The organism is Snodgrassella alvi (assembly GCF_002777855.1).
GTDB lineage: Bacteria > Pseudomonadota > Gammaproteobacteria > Burkholderiales > Neisseriaceae > Snodgrassella > Snodgrassella alvi_E.
This window is the reverse complement of sequence record NZ_MEIK01000034.1, coordinates 297,136-318,520: the sequence shown is the minus strand read 5'-3', so window position 1 is coordinate 318,520 and position 21,385 is coordinate 297,136. Positions and strand designations below refer to the sequence as shown.

At 42.8% G+C, this 21,385-nt stretch carries 16 protein-coding genes and 5 tRNA genes; 7 read left to right on the top strand and 14 right to left on the bottom strand.

The window, feature by feature from the left end; genetic code table 11:
• Positions 1-29: 29 nt before the first annotated feature.
• Positions 30-248: a hypothetical protein gene (locus BHC43_RS07230; RefSeq protein ID WP_100156936.1), complete on the bottom strand. Its 219-nt coding sequence runs from the start codon at positions 246-248 to the stop codon at positions 30-32.
• A gap of 252 nt (positions 249-500) precedes the next feature.
• Between BHC43_RS07230 and BHC43_RS07225 the strand changes: the two genes are divergently transcribed.
• Positions 501-1,802 (top strand): threonine/serine exporter family protein, encoded by a 1,302-nt coding sequence (locus tag BHC43_RS07225; RefSeq protein WP_100156935.1) that lies wholly within the window; start codon positions 501-503, stop codon positions 1,800-1,802.
• A 274-nt stretch (positions 1,803-2,076) separates the two neighbouring features.
• On the opposite strand, the gene BHC43_RS07220 is transcribed toward BHC43_RS07225, so the two are convergent.
• Both BHC43_RS07220 and BHC43_RS07215 read right to left on the bottom strand, forming a co-directional pair.
• A tRNA-Leu gene (locus BHC43_RS07220) sits at positions 2,077-2,163 on the bottom strand.
• Positions 2,164-2,772: 609 nt separating this feature from the next.
• Positions 2,773-2,859, bottom strand: a tRNA-Leu gene (locus BHC43_RS07215).
• An 87-nt stretch (positions 2,860-2,946) separates the two neighbouring features.
• On the opposite strand from BHC43_RS07215, the gene rnr reads away from it, so the two are divergent.
• Entirely contained in the window at positions 2,947-5,286 is a 2,340-nt protein-coding gene (gene rnr / locus BHC43_RS07210; RefSeq protein WP_100156934.1) for a ribonuclease R, read from the top strand.
• 430 nt (positions 5,287-5,716) lie between these two features.
• On the opposite strand, the gene BHC43_RS07205 is transcribed toward rnr, so the two are convergent.
• The 8 genes from BHC43_RS07205 to BHC43_RS07170 all read right to left on the bottom strand — a co-directional run bounded on the left by BHC43_RS07205 (position 5,717) and on the right by BHC43_RS07170 (position 12,716).
• Positions 5,717-6,289: a 50S ribosomal protein L25/general stress protein Ctc gene (locus tag BHC43_RS07205; RefSeq protein ID WP_100140116.1), complete on the bottom strand. Its 573-nt coding sequence runs from the start codon at positions 6,287-6,289 to the stop codon at positions 5,717-5,719.
• 63 nt (positions 6,290-6,352) lie between these two features.
• On the bottom strand, positions 6,353-7,339 hold the full coding sequence (locus tag BHC43_RS07200) for a ribose-phosphate pyrophosphokinase (RefSeq protein ID WP_100140241.1): 987 nt from the start codon (positions 7,337-7,339) through the stop codon (positions 6,353-6,355).
• 562 nt (positions 7,340-7,901) lie between these two features.
• Positions 7,902-7,977: transfer RNA gene (locus BHC43_RS07195), tRNA-Gln, on the bottom strand.
• A 30-nt stretch (positions 7,978-8,007) separates the two neighbouring features.
• Positions 8,008-8,083 (bottom strand) — tRNA-Gln (locus BHC43_RS07190).
• A 17-nt stretch (positions 8,084-8,100) separates the two neighbouring features.
• A tRNA-Gln gene (locus BHC43_RS07185) sits at positions 8,101-8,176 on the bottom strand.
• Between the two features lie 10 nt (positions 8,177-8,186).
• Positions 8,187-9,038, bottom strand: a complete 852-nt coding sequence (gene ispE / locus BHC43_RS07180; protein WP_100140115.1) for a 4-(cytidine 5'-diphospho)-2-C-methyl-D-erythritol kinase — start codon at positions 9,036-9,038, stop codon at positions 8,187-8,189.
• A 19-nt stretch (positions 9,039-9,057) separates the two neighbouring features.
• The gene (gene lolB / locus BHC43_RS07175; RefSeq protein WP_100140114.1) at positions 9,058-9,684 is read right to left on the bottom strand and encodes a lipoprotein insertase outer membrane protein LolB; all 627 of its coding nucleotides are present in this window, start codon (positions 9,682-9,684) and stop codon (positions 9,058-9,060) included.
• A 185-nt stretch (positions 9,685-9,869) separates the two neighbouring features.
• Positions 9,870-12,716: a tetratricopeptide repeat protein gene (locus tag BHC43_RS07170; RefSeq protein ID WP_100156933.1), complete on the bottom strand. Its 2,847-nt coding sequence runs from the start codon at positions 12,714-12,716 to the stop codon at positions 9,870-9,872.
• A gap of 328 nt (positions 12,717-13,044) precedes the next feature.
• On the opposite strand from BHC43_RS07170, the gene mutM reads away from it, so the two are divergent.
• Both mutM and BHC43_RS07160 read left to right on the top strand, forming a co-directional pair.
• Positions 13,045-13,866: a bifunctional DNA-formamidopyrimidine glycosylase/DNA-(apurinic or apyrimidinic site) lyase gene (gene mutM, locus BHC43_RS07165; RefSeq protein WP_100156932.1), complete on the top strand. Its 822-nt coding sequence runs from the start codon at positions 13,045-13,047 to the stop codon at positions 13,864-13,866.
• Between the two features lie 12 nt (positions 13,867-13,878).
• On the top strand, positions 13,879-14,691 hold the full coding sequence (locus BHC43_RS07160; protein WP_100156931.1) for a lysophospholipid acyltransferase family protein: 813 nt from the start codon (positions 13,879-13,881) through the stop codon (positions 14,689-14,691).
• A gap of 28 nt (positions 14,692-14,719) precedes the next feature.
• Here BHC43_RS07160 and pdxH read toward each other — a convergent pair whose 3' ends face one another.
• Entirely contained in the window at positions 14,720-15,352 is a 633-nt protein-coding gene (pdxH, locus tag BHC43_RS07155) for a pyridoxamine 5'-phosphate oxidase (protein ID WP_100157082.1), read from the bottom strand.
• A gap of 187 nt (positions 15,353-15,539) precedes the next feature.
• Here pdxH and hemA point away from each other — a divergent pair, with 187 nt between their 5' ends.
• Both hemA and prfA read left to right on the top strand, forming a co-directional pair.
• Complete coding sequence (hemA, locus tag BHC43_RS07150) at positions 15,540-16,802, top strand: glutamyl-tRNA reductase (protein WP_100156930.1); 1,263 nt, start codon at positions 15,540-15,542, stop codon at positions 16,800-16,802.
• 81 nt (positions 16,803-16,883) lie between these two features.
• Positions 16,884-17,966, top strand: coding sequence for a peptide chain release factor 1 (prfA, locus tag BHC43_RS07145; RefSeq protein WP_100156929.1), 1,083 nt, complete (start codon positions 16,884-16,886; stop codon positions 17,964-17,966).
• A gap of 42 nt (positions 17,967-18,008) precedes the next feature.
• On the opposite strand, the gene BHC43_RS07140 is transcribed toward prfA, so the two are convergent.
• Both BHC43_RS07140 and BHC43_RS07135 read right to left on the bottom strand, forming a co-directional pair.
• Positions 18,009-18,893, bottom strand: a complete 885-nt coding sequence (locus BHC43_RS07140; protein ID WP_100152487.1) for a DMT family transporter — start codon at positions 18,891-18,893, stop codon at positions 18,009-18,011.
• A gap of 50 nt (positions 18,894-18,943) precedes the next feature.
• Positions 18,944-19,213, bottom strand: a complete 270-nt coding sequence (locus BHC43_RS07135) for a DUF1289 domain-containing protein (protein WP_100152486.1) — start codon at positions 19,211-19,213, stop codon at positions 18,944-18,946.
• A gap of 233 nt (positions 19,214-19,446) precedes the next feature.
• Here BHC43_RS07135 and typA point away from each other — a divergent pair, with 233 nt between their 5' ends.
• Entirely contained in the window at positions 19,447-21,261 is a 1,815-nt protein-coding gene (gene typA, locus BHC43_RS07130) for a translational GTPase TypA (protein WP_100140106.1), read from the top strand.
• The last annotated feature ends 124 nt before the right edge of the window (positions 21,262-21,385 follow it).

Here is a 21,385-nt window from a genome sequence, read left to right as displayed (position 1 = left end):
TATTTAAAAGTAATTGTTTATAGTTTGTTTCAATCCCATTCCTTGGGTTTGAGTTCGGGATGCTCCTTAAATGCAGGCTCTAGAAAATCAAGCATTTCTCCCATAATTCTTCCGACTACTCTTCTGTAAGCTCTGAATTCTTCTTCAGGACAACAATCCTGGACTTTAAAAAGTGTCTGGTTTAAATCGTTGGTTATTTTAAACATTAAATCTCTGATTTCTTCAGCAATTACTGGATCTTTTATCATATTAGAATACCATTAGTATATTATTATAAGCGCTAAGTAGTTTAACTCAATTTTATATAAAACGTCATATACTATTGGGATTTAATTGGACTTATTGAACATTTATGCTTTATTACATAGATATTTTTGGAATGAATCAGCAGAATTTTTTTCAGCCCTACAATCAATATTAACAAGAATAATTAACCCTAATACTTTCTATAATTACAAGCGTTATAATATCGACTTACATTCTTATCAAATAAAAACATCATGCCACTACCCCTATCTTCCGATGAACTTCAGCTAAACATAAAATCTGATCTGGTATTACGTGTAGGCAAAATATGTCTGGCAGCAGGTACCGGCAGCTACCGTATCAAACAATCCATGCGCCATGTAGCCATTATGCTGGGAGTAGAAAATCAGGCGCATATTACACTAACCGAAATCAATTCCACCTGTCGTAGTGGCAAACAGTTTAAAACCGAGGTAACCAACATACAAAGTGTAGGCATTAATACCAATAATATTCAATTACTGGAAACACTATTAATCGACATACAAAACCGTTACCAACAAATGAGCGAAAGCGAATTGATTCGCTATCTCGACCAATCTCTGGCGAAAATCGAAAATCAACCGGCTTTATATAATCTTCCACAATCTGCATTATTTGCAGCTATTGCCTGCTCATCATTTACTTTTTTAATAGGCGGAGGGCCCGTAGAAATGCTGGGCGTATTTATTGCATCTGGCTTCGGGCAGGCTCTACGGCGTACGCTGTTACACAAGCACCTAAATCAGTTTGTGGTAACCATGCTGGCAGCTGCTGTGGCTTCAAGTTTATATTTTATGATTATCGGCATCAGCTACATATTATTAAAAATCAATATTCAACATACAGCCGGTTATATAGCTTCAATGCTGTTTCTGATACCCGGTTTTCCACTAATTACTGGTGTACTCGATTTAGCCAAACAAGACTTTTCTTCTGGTATCCAGCGTGTGGGTTATGCGGTAACAGTGATTTTTTGTGCCACTTTTGCTGCCTGGATTGTAGCTGCCGGCATACACATGGCACCAGAACCCATGCTGACTCCTACTCTGTATCCCATTTGGACAGCCTTTTTTCGTTTGCTTGCCAGCTTCTTTGGCGTGCTGGGCTTTTCATTATTGTTCAATAGTCCGATTAAAACAGCTTTGACAACTGCATTTATCGGCATGTATGCCAATACTTTACGCCTAGAATTAATCGACTTTACCAACATTCCGATACAGGGAGCTTCATTAATAGCTGCTTTCATTGTTGGTCTCAGTGCGTTTTATTTTAGCCATCACAGTAAATCCCCACGTATAGCTTTGTCCGTACCGGCAGTATGTATTATGGTACCAGGAATTTATATGTTCCGAGCTATGTATTTTCTCCAGCAAAACGACATCATTAACGCCATTAACTGGGGGGCACAAGCCATGCTTATCGTACTTTCTCTGCCCCTAGGTTTGGTATTGGCACGTGTTTGCACAGATAAAGAATGGGCATTTAATCAGTTACCAGTTAATGTGAGAAAGTAGTTCAAATCTTGGTATTGTTTTAATTTTATCAAACTTAATAAATATTATTTTGCAAGGAAAAAATTATTGGAATCGGTTACTGGGCATATCACATCAGAGACTATTTTAATTAATCATTGAATATTCGATTTATCACCCTATTTTACTTTAATCTGAATCTGCATATACTCATTGATTAATAGATAAGGCAATCAATGTGCCCAAAATTTTATTTATTACTAAATAGTTAAAAAAAAGATATCCAATCGCTTGGATATCTTTTTTTTTGGAATTCTGGTGCCCAGGAGAAGACTCGAACTTCCACACCATTGCTGGCACATGGACCTGAACCATGCGCGTCTACCAATTCCGCCACCTGGGCTTCTTTCACAACACTAAGCGCTGTGAGTCACATCAGAGAAGTTGTGCATTATATATTCTCAAGAGCAATTGTCAAGAGTATTATCTTTATGGATTGGCTGAGATTGATTATCATAGGGTAGTTTGTTCAGCTTGATAATACCTACAAAATTCCAAGACACTTAATTAATTATCTGTATCGAATGCTTAATTAAAATATAAATTGTAAAAATATAGTACTTCAAATCCGTATTGCATTCATCGTAGCCGGTAAATTTTTTATTTTTCTACATTAGCTGGTTATCGTGAAGCTTATTATTTTTTATTTAATACGCTTTAAATAAAAATTGGGTATCTCTGTTAAAAGTTTTTTATAATCTGAAATAATTGTTTCATAAACAATTTTGTACTTTATTAGGATATATGTTTCATGCTACTTCGTTTTTTTGTAACCAAATAAATTAACACAGTAATACTATTGATTATTTTAAATCGCAATTAGAATATTTCAACGTAAATAATATCAGAATCAGACTACAGCATCATTAGGTTACGTACCCAGCAAAATAATCGAATATCGAGACATAAAAAAAAGATATCCAATAATTTGGATATCTTTTTTGCAGAATTCTGGTGCCCAGGAGAAGACTCGAACTTCCACACCATTGCTGGCACATGGACCTGAACCATGCGCGTCTACCAATTCCGCCACCTGGGCTTTTGCATATATTGCAACTTTCAGTTAAAGTATGTCTTTAGCTGAGGAAATGCATTATATATTCTCTAAAGAGATTGTCAATACTATATGAAAAAAAAATCAGATTTACGCCATCAAGACCCTTATTTAGAACGAGAATTACAGAGATATTCTAATCCTTTACCCAGCCGTGAGTGGATAATTGCCGTTTTGGAAAAAATCGGCATTCCTGTCAAAATCAATGAGCTGGTACAAAAACTCACAATTACTGAGGATGAAAAAGAATTTTTTGAACGCCGCCTGACTGCTATGGCACGTGACGGACAAATTTTAATTAATCGTCGCGGTGCCGTCTGTGTCGCTAATAAGCTGGCTTTAGTAAAATGCCGAGTGGAAGTTCACAAGGATGATTTTGGTTTTGCAGTACCTTTAAATCCAGGTGATGGCGGTGACTTTGTACTCTATACCCGCCAGATGCGTGGGTTGATGAACGGTGACATTGTTACGGTACGACCAGCAGGCACAGATAGACGCGGTCGGCGTGAAGGTCAAGTATTGGATGTGATAGAGCGTGCCAATCGAGACGTAGTCGGCCGCCTGACTATAGAGCATGGTGTCGCAATGCTGGTGCCAGAAGACAAGCGATTAGGAGCCAGTATTGTGCTCCAGCCTGATTCATTGGGTAAAGCGAGAACTGGACAAGTGTTGGTAGCCAGAATTGAATCTTATCCTAACGCGACACAGGCTGCTGTGGCGCGGGTAATAGAAATTTTGGGGGATTATGCAGACAGCGGAATGGAAATTGAAATTGCTGTCCGCAAACATCATTTACCTTACCAATTCAGCTCAGAATGTCTGACGCAGGCAGCTAAAATACCCGATCACGTGAAGCCTACTGAGCGAAAAAACCGAGTTGATTTGCGCGAGTTGCCTTTAATCACGATTGACGGTGAAACCGCCCGAGATTTTGATGATGCTGTATATGCTGAAAAAATTGGACGTAACTATAGGCTTCTGGTTGCAATTGCTGATGTCAGCCATTATGTTCAGCCCGATGATGCAATAGACCGTGATGCTCAGGAGCGCGCGACCAGTGTTTATTTCCCGCGCCGTGTCATTCCCATGTTACCTGAAAATCTTTCAAACGGAATATGTTCACTTAACCCTAATGTTGAGCGTTTGTGTCTAGTCTGCGATATGGTTATCACTTATGCGGGCAATATAAAAAGTTATGAGTTTTATCCAGCTGTTATGCGTTCTCATGCGCGCCTAACATATACGCAGGCTTGGGACTGGATTAGTAATGATCAGTTTGACGATCCGCTTAAATCGCATGTAATGAATTTATATCGGCTGTATAAGATATTATTGAAAAAACGTCTGCAACGTGGTGCTGTAGAATTTGAAAGTATTGAAACGCAGATGGTTTTTAATCAGCAGGGTAAAATTGAACGAATTGTCCCAGTTGAGCGCAATGAGGCTCATCGGCTGATTGAGGAATGTATGCTGGCAGCAAATGTTTGCGCCGCAGAATTTCTCAAACAGCACAAGCACCCTACCCTGTATCGTAATCACGCTGGTCCAACCAGTGAGCGTTTAAATACATTGCGAGAACAACTGGCATTGCTTGGCTTGAGTCTGAATGGTGGCGATCACCCAACACCTAAGGATTATGCTGAGCTGAGCGAAAAAATTAAAGACAGAGCGGATCGCAATGTTATCGGTGTGATGCTATTACGCTCAATGCAGCAGGCAGTATATGAGCCTCAAAATATTGGCCATTTTGGTTTGGCATATCCTGCTTATACTCATTTTACTTCTCCTATTCGGCGCTATCCCGATCTGACTGTACATCGTGCCATCAAGGCTGTTTTACAGCATCAGCAGTATCAGCCAAAATCATGGACTGAGCTTGGAGTACATTGCTCTTTGGCTGAGCGTAAAGCTGATAATGCGAGCCGTGATGTTGAAAACTGGCTTAAAACTTACTATATGCGTGACAAAATTGGAGAGGTATTTTCCGGTACAATTTCCGGCATGGCCAATTTTGGATTGTTTGTTACGTTAGATAATGTCTATATTGACGGTATGATCCATATCAGTGATTTGGGTGAGGATTATTTCAATTTTCATCCAGAATTAATGGCCATTATTGGAGAACGTAGCGGTATTCGATTCAAACTGGGCGATAAGGTTACCGTAAAAGTAGCACGAGCCGATCTCGATACCAGCCGAATTGATTTGGTATTAATCAGTGCCAATAGCGGTAGGCGACGCCAGAAAAATAGTGCCCAGAAAATTCAGAATAAACTGAATGTCTCTTCTTCTGGAAAGACACAAAAAGTAACTAATAAAAAGCAAAAGACAAACAAACTAAATTTAGGCAAAAGCCAGCATTCAAAGTCTGAAAAACGTACACGTAGACAATTCGGCAGCAAAAAAACCTAATTTTAACTTTATCTCTTATCCTTTTATTTTTTAAATAATTATTCTTAGCTGAAAAGCAGTTTAGTTGATATTGCATTTATGATAGAGCTTCTATTGTTGAATCTATGGAAGCTTTTATATTATATGTTCAAACTTTCTATATTTAATGGTTTCTTGGTTTTTTTATTACCAATACTAGATAATAGAAAAGATGGATAATTTTAATGCTTCAATTTATCACAGAATATTTTGTATCTAACTCTTAAAAGTAAATTTTTTAAGGCCAATGATATTGGTTTGAACTTTTGATAATACAAAATCATCGGGCATTTTTATTCTGTCAGGAATACATTGATTAGAATAAGAATAATAAAGAAAAAGCCTAAGTCTGTCTCAACAGATTTAGGCTTTTTATAGATATTAAGATTCAACAGATTGAATTCTTAACAACTTATTTGTTTTTACCAGTGGCTGAAGCAATGGCCAGATTTTCTTTACGACTCAGAGCAACGCAAGTTACGCCTTCCGGTAACACCAAATCAGACAAATGGCGGATTTCACCAGCACTAATAGTAGCGACATCCAGTTCCAGCACTGCAGGAATATTTTTCGGCAAAGCATTTACTTCTACACTGGTAGCCAGTAGAGAGACACGGCCACTCTGCAATTTTTCTGCTGGAGAAATAGCAGCGTTCAGCAGGTGTAGTGGTACGCGGATATTGATGGCTTTATTGGCATCAACAGCCTGAAAATCGATATGTTGTACCTGTTGTTTAAAGGGATGCATTTGGAAATCACGTACGATAACGTCGTAGGCCTTACCATTTACGTCCAGCTTGATAATGGCAGTATGGAAAGCTTCTTTTTCTAGAGCATACCATAAGGTGCGGTGATCTACAGTAATGGCTACCGGCTCGGTGCCTTCACCGTACAATACAGCTGGTACTTTACCTTCGCGACGCAGGCGGCGGCTCGCACCAGTGCCCTGAGCTTCACGGATTTCTGCTTTAATTTCGTAAGACATAACTACTCCAAGGTTAATCATGCCGTCATCGGCCGCGACCAGCTTAAGACGACATCTGGGGGATTAAGGGAGAAACATCGCTCCCGGTATGGCCACATCTTCGTTAAAGAGATATGACACGGATTCTTCGTTGCTAATACGACGTACTGTTTCAGCCAATAAGCCTGAAATGCTTACCTGACGAATTCGTTCACAATTCTGAGCAGCTACGGATAATGGAATGGTATCGGTTACCACCACCTGATCGATTTCTGATGATGCTATACGCTCAATGGCTTCACCAGAAAATACCGGATGTGTAGCATAGGCCAATACGCGTTCGGCACCACGTTCTTTTAGTGCAGAAGCTGCCTTACACAAGGTATTGGCCGTATCAATCATATCGTCAATAATCAGACAGGTACGATTCTGGATTTCACCAATCACATTCATGACTTCTGCTACATTAGCTTTGGGACGACGTTTATCAATAATAGCTAAGTCAGTACCCAAAGTTTTGGCCACAGCGCGCGCACGAACTACTCCGCCGATATCAGGGCTGACTACAGTGAGATTATCAATGCGCTGTTTTTCAATATCATGCACCAGAATCGGGGTAGCATAGATATTGTCAACTGGTATATCAAAAAAACCCTGAATCTGATCGGCATGCAAGTCCACGGTGAGCACGCGATCGATACCTGCAGAATACAGCATATTAGCTACCAATTTGGCTGAAATCGGTACCCGCACTGAACGTGGACGACGATCCTGACGAGCATAGCCAAAATAAGGAATGGCAGCGGTAATTCGGCCAGCAGAGGCACGTTTGAGTGCATCAGCCATGGTAAGGATTTCCATCAGGTTGTCATTAGTTGGCGCACAGGTGGACTGTACGATAAATACATCGCGCCCACGTACATTTTCCAGTAATTCAACTGCGATTTCGCCATCTGAAAACTTTCCTACAGAGGCTCTTCCCAATGAAATGTCCAAATGTCTGGCTACGTTGTTAGCCAGCTCTGGGTTCGCGTTGCCGGTAAACACCATCAAACTGTCGTATGCTGCCATTTCTGTTGTACCTGAATCCTGTTTTGGTTTGCTTTGGTTTGTGTGAGGTAGATTAAACATTAATCTATGGCTTTCTTCGCACCTAAAATACAGGTGCTTTGTCATCAAATAAGTAGGGCATAATTTTCAGATCAAGCAATTTTACTTACTCTATCAGCTATTATGCTTTCTCGTTACCTCTAATTTAAAAGTAATCACCACTTCTTTTGAAAATATTTGCCGGTATGTAATGGTTTGCTGCAGTATCAGGTGTAAATCAGGTTTCATCAGCGAATATTAGTCATTGCAGATAGCAGCATGATAAACAACCATATCCCTATCACGGTAACTGAACCTATACTGTGTTATGCAATCCTTTAACCGGTTTGTCTACCACTAAATTATAAACGTTTATTCCTTGATGCAATTTTGTTGCGTCTAATCGATGCCTGTTTTGCATCAACCAGACTATGCAAGCAGTAGATTATACCACTTTTGGCGGTGTAATCATGCTTTTACTCAATGGTTTGTCATTTAAACATTAAATAAGCGTGTAAGTAGACCTTACACGCTTATCTTAATTTGGCTGGGGAGGTAGGATTCGAACCTACGCATACCGGAATCAGAATCCGGGGTCTTAACCACTTGACGACTCCCCAAAATGGTTTACTACTATATTATTCCAAGTGTGGCTGGGGAGGTAGGATTCGAACCTACGCATACTGGGATCAAAACCCAGTGTCTTAACCACTTGACGACTCCCCAGTGTTTATATTAACAACTGGCTGGGGAGGTAGGATTCGAACCTACGCATACTGGGATCAAAACCCAGTGTCTTAACCACTTGACGACTCCCCAACAACACACATCATTGATAAAACGGATGCCTCGTCAGGGAAGCAACACAATACGCCTGATGCGCGTCAGAAACTTTATTGTAAACAGCTTGAGCGGCACTTTCAGAATCAAATGACAAAAACACACATGCTCCAGAACCACTCATCATGGGTGAACCATACTCAGCCAAAGCTTCAAATGCTTCCCTTACCGCTGGATACTCAGCTAAAACAACGCTCTGCATATCATTGCGCCAGTGCTGTCCTGCTTGGAAGTCTGGCATTATGCGTGGCTTGGAATTTCGTGTCAAGTCTTTATGTGCAAAAATTTTCGCTGTACTGATATGCACTGGTGGCTTGATAATCACATACCATTGTTTTGGCAAGCATATAGGTACCAAGTCTTCACCAATACCGCGTGCGAAAGCATTCTGTCCGAAAATAAAAAATGGCACATCAGCACCTAGTTGTACGCCCAAATGTAGTAACTGGTCTGTGGTTAGATTCAGTTGCCACAAGCGATTGAGTGCCATTAACACCACTGCCGCATCAGCGCTACCCCCTCCCAGTCCTCCACCTATGGGAATCTTTTTGTTTAGCCAAATGTCTGCTCCTTGCTCTGTGCCGGTATGGCTGCGCAGCAATTGTGCAGCACGTACACATAAATCCTGCTGCGGTTCGACACCAGTTACGGGCGTATGCATGGTTATGCTGCCATTGGTGTTTTTTCTAAGCCAGATGTGGTCATACAGTGCTATTAAGGTGAAAATGGTTTCAAGCAAATGATAGCCGTCTGCACGGCGACCGATAATGCGTAAATCTAGATTCAGTTTGGCGGGTACCAAAAAATGGCTGGCATCAGCCGCTGGCTGAAAATTATCCATATTATGCTAATTCCTGCGTTCAGGATGGTTTATGCCGTAATTCACATTTGGCTGATGACTGGCTTGGAGTATCAGTATATTCATCAAAAACTAACCTGATATCAAAACGTGCATTATTCAGCTCTACAATATGGGGACTACGGCTATTTATTTGCGGCTGACGCTGAATAATCCAGCCAGACTGTTTGAGTTTGCCGTCGGGTAGTAGCTGGTAGGGTTCATTCTCAATCCAGTACCCTTGTACCCATTGGTTGAGATGATCAAAGGGTAGTACAAATCCAAGCATACGTTGGCTTAATTCTTCAATGCTGCTGGCAGAAAAAACTTGACCTTTGCTGTCTTCAGCAATAACGCCGTCGCTGTCCTGACATAAAACCCCTACGCTATTGCCCAGAGGTGTTTTTACTTCGATGGTTTGTACTAAACCTAAATTCTGCCAACTGAAGTTGGCATAGGTTCCTTTGCCCTGATCTTTGATGGCAAGCCGGCCTGAACTATCAAATCCGGATAATGTCTGTTCGTGACCTGCCTGCCAGTCTGAGGTAGAGGTAATTTTCTCTGGTGCCATGCTGCTACAGGCGCTTAAAGCTAAGCTTATAACGGCTGCTGATAGCTGAAGACACGGTTTGCGCAGCAATGAATACATAATATTCCGTTCTGGTTCCTAGTATCGTTTATATATCAATATGGTTTGATTACTAAGTTGATATTCTGGATACAGTCTGCCTGTTCATCAATTGCTACCGCATATATTGCCATTGCGGTAGCTTCTTAAAAAGTTCAATTAAAATCCGGTTTTCAGACTCATGTAATTAATAGTCTGATTAAGGTTTATTTACTTTGCTCTGTCTTTTCTGATGTTGCTTTGTCAGACAGGCTGGCTGGATTGACAGCAAATTTTTTTAAGGTCTGCTGTAAATCTTTTTGGTCAGAATCCTGATAAGTCAGGCCTTGTGCCCAAACCTGCTTTGCCTGCTCCTGCTCACCCATTTGCCATAGAACTTCTCCCAAATGAGCAGCAATGGCACTTTCTTTTGTATTGCCATAGGCTGTACGCAGCAAAGGTAAGGCTTTTTTGGAATCACCATTAAGGTAATACGCCCAGCCCAAACTATCTTGAATAGCGTAAGATTCAGGTTCAATCTGATAGGCATGTTGCAGAATGGTTAACGCCTCAGCCCAATGACGTTTTGACATACTCAGCATGGTATAGCCTAATGCGTTGTAGCCTTCTGCATCATCCGGTTTCAATTCGGTATAGGCACGAAAATCCTTGATTGCTTTTTTTGGCTGATCAAGTTTTTCTGCATAAGTTATTCCGCGGAAATAGAGTATAAGCACTACCGGCAGATTGTTTTTTGTAACGATGGCCTTTTTCTGTGCCTCTTCTAGTTGCTGAGTCAGTTTACGCACATATGCTTTAGGTTCAAGCGTTTTAGAATCAATGTATATGGATAGAGCCTGTGGTAAGAATACGCCTTCAAAATACAGCGGTTGTTTACTCTGATTCATGCGCTGAAGCCACTGCTGAGCTGCAGACAAATTATTTTGTTCCACTTCAAGCATACCCATCAGATATGCTTTATCAGTGGCAAATTTATTATCGGTAACTTTACTTAGCCATTCACGTGTAGCAGGAAGATTTTTTTCAGAAAAATAGCGTGAGGCTGCCATATATGCTGCTTCACTGCGCTGAATTGCATTTCCTGTCTGCATTACTTTGTTGATGTTGTCGATAAATGCGGCAGATGTACGTTCGTCATTAGAATATAAAGCACTGGCTTGTTGCAGATGAAAATCCACATTTGACTGTGATGCTTCTTTTTTTGCTGTATTTAGCGGTAGGCTGTCTGGCTTGATACCATGTTTATTTAGAATCTGACTCAGTATTTTACGGTCGCTTTTAGGCTTAAGCCAGCCTTGAGACCATATTCGACGAGCATCTGATTCTCTGCCCAGATGCCAGTATACTTCGCCCAAATGGGCAGCCACTTCACTTTCCGGCTGCTGCTGATAGGCATACTCAAGCAAAGGCAAGCCTTTCTGAGCATTACCATTTAAATAATACGCCCAGCCCAGACTATCGTTGACAGCAGGAGACTGACTACTTAAGGCGTAAGCGCGCTCAAGCAGTACCTGAGCTTCGTGCCAGTTTTCTTTCGGCAAACTCAGTAAGGTATAGCCTAACGCATTCAGGCCATCTACTTGATCTGGCCGCATTTGTACAAAACGGCGCATATCGGCAACGGCTTTGGCTGGCTCGTTAAGTTTATCTGCGTATAACAAGCCACGCAGAAGTAATAAAGGTGGCACATTTTCTGTGCGCTCTTTTGAATTCCCCTGCTCTGCTTTGACCAGCATTTTATTCAGATATTGTTCGTACTGTCGGCTGGTGAGTGAAGAGCTGTTAACGAATGTTTGTAGTCGTAATAAATCGGTCGCGCTGAAGAAAATCCCTGGATTTTTGCTTGCCTGAGCTTTGTTCAACCATTTCTGTGCAGCTGACCAGTGTTTTTCTTCCGCTTCGAGTGAACACATCATAAGCGCTTGATCAAAAGCAAATTGGGGATCATCAGCTTTTGCCACCCATGAACGTGATGCTGCTAGGTTGTGTTCATCATAATAGCGCATAGCTACCATGATTGCCGCTTTACTGCGCTGATTGCGGTTACCCAGTTCAGCTATTTTTTCAGCATAAGAAGCAATGGTAGCTGTGTCCGCTTTCTGGCTAACGGCGAGGAATGCAGCCTGCAAATAAAGATCGGCACTTTTGCTTCTGGCCAGCAAAGGTTGCAGGGTCTGATAGGCTTGCTGCAATTTGTTATTTTTAATCAATAATTCTATATATAGACTTTGCCATTTAGAAGGCATACTATCTACACCGGTTTGCTGATAGAAATCCAGCAGATATTGTGGCTGTTTAATATTTATTAAGTTTAGAGTGAGCTGGCTGGCCGGAAAAATATCACTATCTAAACGCACCAGTGCCTGTAATGCTTTGATGGTCTGCTCTTCATGTGCACCGGTTACCCCATAGATGGCATCAGCAATCATAGCTTCGGCCATCTCAGGATGTAATACTGCGGTTTTGTGGATTGGTGCATTCAGTTCATCCGAGGCATTCAAGTGGTTCAAGCGAAATTGTGCCAGTTTTAAAAACAGGCGACGCAGCTGGTAATCGTTGGCATGAGATAAAACGGCGTCTGTGTTTTTGACAACTTGCGGGAAATCGTTTTTGGCCAATGCCAGCTCCCACAACAGGCGCTGTCTAGCAGGAGTTTCATTTGGTTCAATTTGCTTCCAGCGCTCAGCAATAGCTTGCGCTTCGGCTATTTTATTGGTTCCAAGAGCCATTTCCATAGCACGTTCAGCTACTTCAGGCTCCTGTGTATGTTCGAGCATACGCATGTCTGTTGCCAATGCGATATCGCTTTTTCCCTGCGAATAAATTAGCTCGCTAGCAAAGAGGGTGAAGATGTCATTAGCACGGCTAGAAATAGTAAGACGCCTTTGTAGTGATTCAGCATCATCGGGTGAAGTAATTTGGTTTACCCGCTCTATTCTGGTTTGAATCGATGGTATTGATGTCGGCCGTTCTTGAGTATTGCCCGCATTAGCCGCACTGATGGCGATTAAGCTCATAACAATCGGGGTAAGGCGATGAATCCAACGAGGCATTAAACTTCTCCAAATATGCTGATCAGTTGTTGTATAGACTGATTTTAAACTAATAACAATTCTATTACGGTATAGGCAGTTTCGATTTATTCAGCTAAATCAGATGTCTTTTCATTTATGTTATGCAGACAATCTTGAGAACCAGCCATTGCCCGCTTAATAACTATTTTTCATTGCGGTAAAGTAATTTGCTACTTTACCACAGACAATTTTGGCTGCGCATACATCTACCAGTTTTATCATACTGCTCAAGTCAAAGATATATACTTTCAAATTTATTTTCATGATGATATTGTGTCGATTTTATTCTGAATTTTATCATTAAATTATGCCAGAACTTCCTGAAGTTGAAACCACTCTGCGAGGAATTGCGCCTTATATTGTGAATCAGACTATTGACCGTGTTGAAGTGCGACAGCCACGGTTGCGTTGGCCGGTGATGGAGAATCTGAGTGCGCAACTTGAGGGGGAAATAGTTGTTTCGGTGAAACGGCGGGCAAAATATCTGTTAGTTGGATTAGTTTCAGGAACCTTAATTATTCATTTAGGTATGTCTGGAAGCCTGCGTATTTTTACTGACTCCAGCGCGCCAGCAGTGAAAAAACATGACCATCTGGATATTATGTTTACTAATGGCACTTTGCTACGCTTTCATGATCCCAGACGCTTTGGAGCGGTTTTGTGGTTTGTTGGCATGATTGAACAACATCCTCTATTGGCTAATTTAGGACCAGAACCTCTAAGTGAAAAATTTAATGAAGAATATTTGCAGCAAAAACTGGCTAAACAAAAGCGAGCGATTAAACTGGCAATTATGGATAATCATACGGTGGTGGGAGTAGGCAATATTTACGCCAATGAGGCACTATTTCGCTCTGGAATTCATCCTGCAGCCGCTGCCATGAGCTTAAACAAAATTCAGGTTAATGCACTGACTATAGCTATCAAGCAAATATTGGAGGAAGCAATTACTGCTGGTGGGAGTACGCTGCGCGATTTTGTAAACAGTGCTGGTAATAGTGGCTATTTTCAGTTACAACATTATGTATACGGACGAGCTGGAGAACCGTGTTTACAATGCGGCCACCCGATTGAGAAAATGGTATTGGGGCAACGTAGCAGTTTTTATTGCCCTCATTGCCAAAAATAACGATAAATAACAATGACATCATTAAAATCTACTTCTTTTTTTACCCGCTATAAACGTATTTTTAAATTGGCATTGTGGCTACGACAAACCATCAGACGGGTTAATAATTTTGAGCAACTCAGTGCAACAGAACGCAATGGAGAACTAGTTTCCATTGGAAGAAATTTGCTCAACATACTTCATATTAAGTTAGAACCGCAACAACCTCTACCAAATACAGCCAGTATGCCGTGGCTGACTGTGGCTAATCATGTGAGTTGGTTAGATATATTTGTGCTGATGGCCTATATACCAGGCGGGTATATTGCCAAACAAAGTATTCAGTCGTGGCCTATATTGGGCAAACTTGCTACTAATGGTGGTACCGTCTACATTAATAGGCTGTCACGGCAGGATATTAGCCCAGTAATTAAAGCTATCAAAGAAGCTTTGCTGCAAGGCAGAAATGTGCTCTTTTTTCCCGAAGCCTACACCTCTGAAGGCTTGACTACCTTACCTTTTAAAGCTGCTCTATTTCAAGCCGCCATTGATGCAAATCGACCCGTAATGTCTGTTGCCATACGTTATTACGATACTCAGGCCAAACGCACAACTAAAGTAGCCTTTGCCGGTAAAACCAGTTTGCTGCGCAGTCTGTGGAACATCGTTTCGATACCTGAAATTACAGTAAAAGTGGATTTTGCTGAACCACTAATGATTACAGAAAATCAAAATACAGATCGTTTTCAACTTAAAACGATGGCTGAAGAATTTATTCAGCGGAAAGTTCTGAGCGACAGCCCGCTGGCTACAACTTTCGCAAACAAAATGAACCGTGACCAATAGTACTAACTAGAAAAAACGTCAGCAAATGCTAAGGTGCCAATCGCTGCTTAATCCATAAGCCTTTTTCTTGCAGATACTGAACACGGTCATGCAGACGGCTAGGTCTTCCCTGCCAAAACTCCACAAGCTCAGGCTCGACCAGATACCCACCCCAATGCGGAGGACGTGGTACGTTCAACAAGTATTTTGCTCCAAACGTAGCTGCACGAGTCATCAACACCGCTTTACTACTGATAACCGAACTTTGCTCACTTGCCCAAGCTCCGATACGGCTGCTGTAGGGACGGGAACGGAAATAAGCATCAGAATCTTCAGCAGCTAGCTGCAGTACTACACCCTCTACCCGCACCTGGCGTTCCAGCTCTGGCCAAAAAAAAGTCAGTGCAGCATAGGGGTGCTGGCTTAAAGCACGACCCTTACGGCTATGATAATTGGTAAAGAAAACAAAGCCCTTTTCGGTCACTTCTTTTAATAATACGACGCGCGCATTGGGACGGCCATGTTGATCCACTGTAGCCACATTCATCGCAGTAGGCTCATTCACTTTGGCATGTATGGCTTCTGTTAGCCACTTTTGAAACTGTTCTAGTGGATGAGCACAACAATCGGCTTCACTAAGTGACTGTTGGCTGTAATCCTGACGTATGTCATGCAAATCCAGATTATTCATAGTATAAATTTATACACGCAAAAATGATGATAGCAGTGCCAGACCGTCTTGCTGATTTTTCGGTACTAATAGCGTATAATTGAGCACTTTAACAGCTTTATATTTAATCGTAATATAAAGTCTGCTTGGCAATTATCCTACCCGCCGCAGCGGGTAAACGCAAATAACTTCAGGCAACATGTCTTTAACCGTTATCGGACTTAATCACCAAACCGCTCCTGTTTCAGTGCGCGAACGTCTGGCCTTTCCGGCGGCTGTACTGTCAGAAGCACTTTGTTCACTCGGCTGTCAGACAAATATTGCTGAAGCGATGATTTTGTCCACCTGTAATCGCACCGAAATCTATTGTATTGGAGATGCTGATGCTGCCATACAGTGGTTGGCCAGTTATCATCAGTTACCATTCACAGAATTCGCACCTTATCTGTACAGACTGCACGATGTGCAGGCCATACAGCATGCTTTTCGGGTAGCCTGCGGTCTGGATTCCATGGTACTGGGTGAACCACAGATTCTGGGACAGCTTAAAGAAGCGGTGCGCATAGCACGCTGTCAACATACTTTACACCAGCACCTGAATGCATTATTTGAAAAAACCTTTGCAGCAGCCAAAGAGATTCGTAATGAAAGTGCCGTTGGTGAAAATTCAGTGTCCATGGCGGCGGCAGCGGTGAAAATGGCTGCACAGATATTTCCTGATATTGCCGCGTTGAATGTATTAATGGTGGGTGCCGGTGAAATGATTGAGCTAGTGGCTACCTATTTTGCTGCCGAGCATCCTCGACGCCTTACGGTACTTAATCGCACGCTAACCAGAGCCCAGGAGTTGTGCAGCAAATTAAATAACGGTGCCAATGCCCGTATTCTGACGGACTTACCTGATATCCTGCCTGAATATGATGTGGTGGTGTCCTCCACTGCCAGCCCGTTTCCGGTCATTGGCAAAGGTTTGGTCGAGCGTGCACTTAAATTACGGCGCGGTATGCCTGTATTTCTGCTTGATTTAGCTGTGCCGCGTGACATCGAAACAGAAGCCGGTGAGCTCAACGATGCTTATCTATATACTGTGGACGATATGGTCAGTATTGTGCAGCATGGACAGGCTGCCCGACAGCAAGCTGCCGCAGCTGCAGAAAAAATGGTGGCCTCCAAAGTGGCAGAATTTATCGCCTGGCAGCAGACACGCAGCAGCGTACCCTTGATTTGCGCTTTGCGTAGCCAAGGCGAAGAACAGCGCTGCAAAGTGGTAGCTAAGGCTATGCGCCGCTTGCGTAATGGCACAGCAGTTGAAGAAGTATTGCAACGTCTGAGCCATGAACTTACCAATACTCTCCTGCATGCACCTACTCGTGCACTGAATAAAGACAGCCAGCAACATCCTGAGCTGGCAAAGGCCATTAGTTTGATTTATCACCTGAATGACTCACATTTACAGCAGTAAATGTAATTCAGCAATAGGTTTGCAGTAGTACTCACCAAAAATTTCAATTGATTAAAAGTTTAAATAATTACGGGATTCCAGATGAAACCTTCATTGATAGAAAAGTTACAGCACCTGACAGAACGTCTGGAGGAAGTAACCGCATTGCTGGCTTCTCCTGATGTTACCAACAATATAGACGAATATCGTCGCCTCACTCGTGAACATGCAGAACTCACGCCCGTGGTAGATACATACCGCCAGTACACACAAGCGCAAACTGATCTGACAGCTGCTGAAGAAATGCTGACAGACCCAGAATTAAAAGAATTTGCAGCAGAAGAAATTAATCATGCGCGCAATCAGATTGCTCAGTTAGATAGTGAACTGCAAAAATTGCTTTTGCCCAAAGATGAAGACGACGATAAGAATATATTTATCGAAATCCGTGCCGGTACCGGCGGTGATGAAGCAGCTTTGTTTGCAGGTGATTTGATGCGCATGTATACCCGTTTTGCCGAACGTATGGGCTGGCAGGTAGAAATTGTATCAGCCAGTGAAAGCGACTTGGGCGGATATAAGGAAGTGATTGCACGTATTGCCGGCATGAATGTATACAGCCAGCTCAAATTCGAATCAGGCGGACATCGAGTACAACGTGTACCGACTACTGAAAGTCAAGGCAGAATACATACTTCAGCCTGCACCATAGCCATCATGCCCGAAGCTGACGAAGTTGCGGAAGTACAATTGAATCCGAATGATTTGCGTATTGATACTTTCCGTGCATCCGGCGCCGGCGGACAGCATATCAATAAAACCGATTCGGCCGTACGTATCACCCATCTACCCACCGGTATGGTAGTAGAATGTCAGGATGGCCGTTCACAACATGCGAATAAAGCACAGGCAATGAAGGTACTAGCTTCACGCTTATACGAACAGCAGAAACATGCAGCTCATGCCAAAGAAGCGGCCGAGCGCAAAAGTCTGATTGGCAGTGGTGACCGCAGTGAGCGCATACGCACGTACAATTACCCTCAGGGACGGGTCACAGACCATCGCATAAATCTTACTTTACATAAACTTGATTTTATTATGGACGGTGATTTAAGCGAATTGACACAGGCACTGATAGCCGAGCATCAGGCTCAGCAGCTGGCGCAGCTAAGCAATGCCAGCTAAAGCATAAAAAAGCTGTTCTAGATCACCAGAACAGCTTTTATTTTACATACCTGGCAAAATTGAATGGAGACTGCTGCCGTAAAACAGAAACCAGATAGCAGCTATGGCCAGCACAATACCCGCTAGATTCAAGCCATTAATTTTTTCTTTAAATATCAAAGCACCAATTACTGTAGCTAGCGTAATCACACCTAGATTCATGCCAGCAAATACCAGTGACGGGTTCTGCTGAAACTGCTGATGAGCACGAATATAAAACAAAATATTAGCAAAATTCAGACAGCCCAGTAGTAAACCGGCCAGAATACTGGCTGCATTCCAGACCGTTCGGCGTAAAAGCAAATAGCCTATAATCAGCACAGCAGCCAAAATAAATGCTATCAGCAAAGTAGGAGCAAAAGCTGTGCCGCTTTTAGCCATCTGCTTAAATAAAATATCTGTTGTGCCATAACACAGCCACACCCCAAAAAGACAGCCTGCGGTACTGAAAAATCCACCCTTTTGCTTACTTTTAGTAGATTTTTCGCGATAAAGTAACGCCAACAAAGCCATCAGAGCTAGTGCAATCCCAATTATTTTATTATTACTCAGGCTTTCACCAAACCATATAAAAGCTGCCAGGATAGGTAAAAATAACGAAAGGCGCTGTGCCGCATCTGTTTTAACCATACCGGCCTGCTCAATGGCTTTGCCCAACACAATAAAGCCAAGTGGCAGCCCGATACCCAGTGCAAGAAAAATTATCCAGTGGTGGGCATAGACTTGCCAGTCTGACAACTGTGGGTGCAGAAACAACCAACTGCATAAAGCGGCTACTGGATAACCCACTGCTACCGCCTGAGCAATAACCACTCCATTTCTACGTGCTACTTTCAGCAATACGGATACAGCCACACTACATAAGATACTGATAATCAGAAAATGCATTTTTTCCCCTAAAACAAAATTTAGCGCAGATTAACAGCTTATTCAGAATTTTAAAAATCAAAATCCGCCTGTATCCATAATTTTTCTATTAAACTGTCCTTGTCTTCACCAATTTGTCGTGACTGCTGCAACAATTGTTCAAGCTTACGCCGGCGCAATTGACATAAACGCAGTACCTGCTGCTTCTGCCTATCAGAAAACTTTAACCAATACAGACGCTCATCCCTACTGCGCAGGCAACCTTTGCAATAGCCTTTATGATTACTTTCACATACGCCGCGACAGGGGCTCGGAATAACAAAAAATTCCAACTGTTCCATTACGCAGATTCCTATGTATAAAACAATACAGCATTCGTTGATAACCTCTTTAGCCGATAAAGCACAATAGACGCTTCATGGCTATAACCCTAGCAGCAGTCGAAACAAATCCGCGCGATTAAGATTAGCAGACAGCCTGATTTTGCTAAAAATTCCACGAAAAGCAGAGTAAATGTTATAATTCAAGGTTAATTTACCTCTGAATAGCAAATACAACTAGGTTACACACCCCCATGAGTAAAAAAATTCGCAATATTGCCATTATCGCACACGTCGACCACGGCAAAACCACACTGGTAGACCAGTTACTACGCCAGTCTGGTACATTTCGTGCCAACCAGCAAGTAGACGAGCGGGTAATGGACAGCAACGATCTAGAAAAAGAGCGTGGCATTACCATTCTGGCTAAAAATACAGCCATCGAATATGAAGGCTATCACATTAATATCGTCGATACCCCTGGGCACGCTGATTTCGGCGGCGAAGTAGAACGCGTACTGGGCATGGTAGACTGCGTACTACTATTGGTTGACGCACAGGAAGGCCCAATGCCGCAAACCCGCTTTGTTACCAAAAAAGCACTGGCACTGGGATTGAAACCGATTGTGGTTATCAACAAAATTGATAAGCCTAGTGCACGTCCAAACTGGGTAATCGACCAGACATTCGAACTTTTTGACAAACTGGGTGCCACAGACGAACAGCTCGATTTCCCCATTGTTTATGCTTCCGGTTTGACTGGCTTTGCTAAACTGAATGAAGAAGACGAATCCAACGACATGCGTCCGCTGTTTGAGACCATTCTCAAATATACACCTGAACCGGCCGGCGATGCCGACAAACCTTTGCAATTGCAGATTTCCCAGCTGGATTATGACAATTACACCGGCCGTCTCGGTATTGGCCGCATTCTGAACGGACGCATAAAACCCGGTCAGGTAGTGGCTATTATGAATGAAGACCAGCAGATTGGTCAGGGAAGAATCAATCAGCTACTTGGCTTTAAAGGTCTAGAGCGCATTCCACTACAGGAAGCAGAAGCTGGTGATATCGTCACCATTTCCGGATTAGAAGATATTGGTATCGGCGTCACCATCGCAGATCGCGAACAGCCACAAGGCTTACCAATGCTCAGCGTGGACGAACCTACTCTTACCATGGACTTTATGGTAAACACCAGCCCTCTGGCCGGTACAGAAGGCAAATTCGTTACCAGCCGCCAGATTCGCGAACGTTTGCAAAAAGAACTGCTGACTAACGTTGCTCTGCGGGTGGAAGACACCGCCGACGCCGATGTTTTCCGCGTTTCCGGCCGTGGCGAACTGCATCTAACCATTCTGATTGAAAACATGCGCCGCGAAGGTTATGAGCTAGCCGTGGGCAAACCACGCGTGGTATTCCGCGAAATCGACGGCGTAAAATGCGAACCCTACGAAAATCTGACTGTCGATGTTGAAGACAACACTCAGGGTGCTGTCATGGAAGAGTTGGGCCGCCGCCGTGGTGAACTTACCAATATGGAAAGTGATGGTAAAGGACGCACTCGCCTAGAATACCGTATTCCAGCTCGCGGCCTGATTGGTTTTCAGGGCGAATTCATGACCATGACTCGTGGTCAGGGACTGATGAGCCATGTGTTTGATAACTACGCACCGGTGAAAGCAGAAATTCCCGGCCGTCGTAATGGCGTACTGGTTTCACAAGAACAAGGTGACGCTGTTGCCTACGCACTGTGGAATCTTGAAGACCGCGGCCGCATGTTTATCAATCCGGGCGAGAAAATTTACGAAGGCATGATTATTGGCATCCATAGCCGTGACAACGACCTAGTAGTCAACCCGCTGAAAGGCAAAAAACTGACCAATGTCCGTGCCTCCGGTACCGATGAAGCTGTACGCCTTACTCCGCCGGTTTTAATGTCTTTGGAAGCAGCAGTAGAATTTATTGATGATGATGAACTAGTAGAAATCACTCCTCAGACCATTCGCCTGCGTAAACGTTATCTAAGCGAGCAGGAACGGCGCAAACACTTTAAAAAATTGGATTGATTCCGACCTTTCCAGCACAACAGGCAGCCACAAAATGGCTGCCTGTTTCAGCATTTACACAATATAAAAACGTTCGCATACCATTATATGGGATTCACCTTCATCGCTGATTGCTGATCACAGC

What these genes read in the sequence shown, in the direction of transcription:
- BHC43_RS07230 (WP_100156936.1), bottom strand. Translation starts at nt 248, where the DNA reads ATGATAAAAGATCCAGTAATTGCTGAAGAAATCAGAGATTTAATGTTT.
- typA (WP_100140106.1), top strand. Translation starts at nt 19,447, where the DNA reads ATGAGTAAAAAAATTCGCAATATTGCCATTATCGCACACGTCGACCAC.
- prfA (WP_100156929.1), top strand. Translation starts at nt 16,884, where the DNA reads ATGAAACCTTCATTGATAGAAAAGTTACAGCACCTGACAGAACGTCTG.
- ispE (WP_100140115.1), bottom strand. Translation starts at nt 9,038, where the DNA reads ATGGATAATTTTCAGCCAGCGGCTGATGCCAGCCATTTTTTGGTACCC.
- BHC43_RS07205 (WP_100140116.1), bottom strand. Translation starts at nt 6,289, where the DNA reads ATGTCTTACGAAATTAAAGCAGAAATCCGTGAAGCTCAGGGCACTGGT.
- rnr (WP_100156934.1), top strand. Translation starts at nt 2,947, where the DNA reads ATGAAAAAAAAATCAGATTTACGCCATCAAGACCCTTATTTAGAACGA.
- lolB (WP_100140114.1), bottom strand. Translation starts at nt 9,684, where the DNA reads ATGTATTCATTGCTGCGCAAACCGTGTCTTCAGCTATCAGCAGCCGTT.
- BHC43_RS07200 (WP_100140241.1), bottom strand. Translation starts at nt 7,339, where the DNA reads ATGGCAGCATACGACAGTTTGATGGTGTTTACCGGCAACGCGAACCCA.
- BHC43_RS07225 (WP_100156935.1), top strand. Translation starts at nt 501, where the DNA reads ATGCCACTACCCCTATCTTCCGATGAACTTCAGCTAAACATAAAATCT.
- BHC43_RS07160 (WP_100156931.1), top strand. Translation starts at nt 13,879, where the DNA reads ATGACATCATTAAAATCTACTTCTTTTTTTACCCGCTATAAACGTATT.
- BHC43_RS07170 (WP_100156933.1), bottom strand. Translation starts at nt 12,716, where the DNA reads ATGCCTCGTTGGATTCATCGCCTTACCCCGATTGTTATGAGCTTAATC.
- BHC43_RS07140 (WP_100152487.1), bottom strand. Translation starts at nt 18,893, where the DNA reads ATGCATTTTCTGATTATCAGTATCTTATGTAGTGTGGCTGTATCCGTA.
- BHC43_RS07135 (WP_100152486.1), bottom strand. Translation starts at nt 19,213, where the DNA reads ATGGAACAGTTGGAATTTTTTGTTATTCCGAGCCCCTGTCGCGGCGTA.
- mutM (WP_100156932.1), top strand. Translation starts at nt 13,045, where the DNA reads ATGCCAGAACTTCCTGAAGTTGAAACCACTCTGCGAGGAATTGCGCCT.
- hemA (WP_100156930.1), top strand. Translation starts at nt 15,540, where the DNA reads ATGTCTTTAACCGTTATCGGACTTAATCACCAAACCGCTCCTGTTTCA.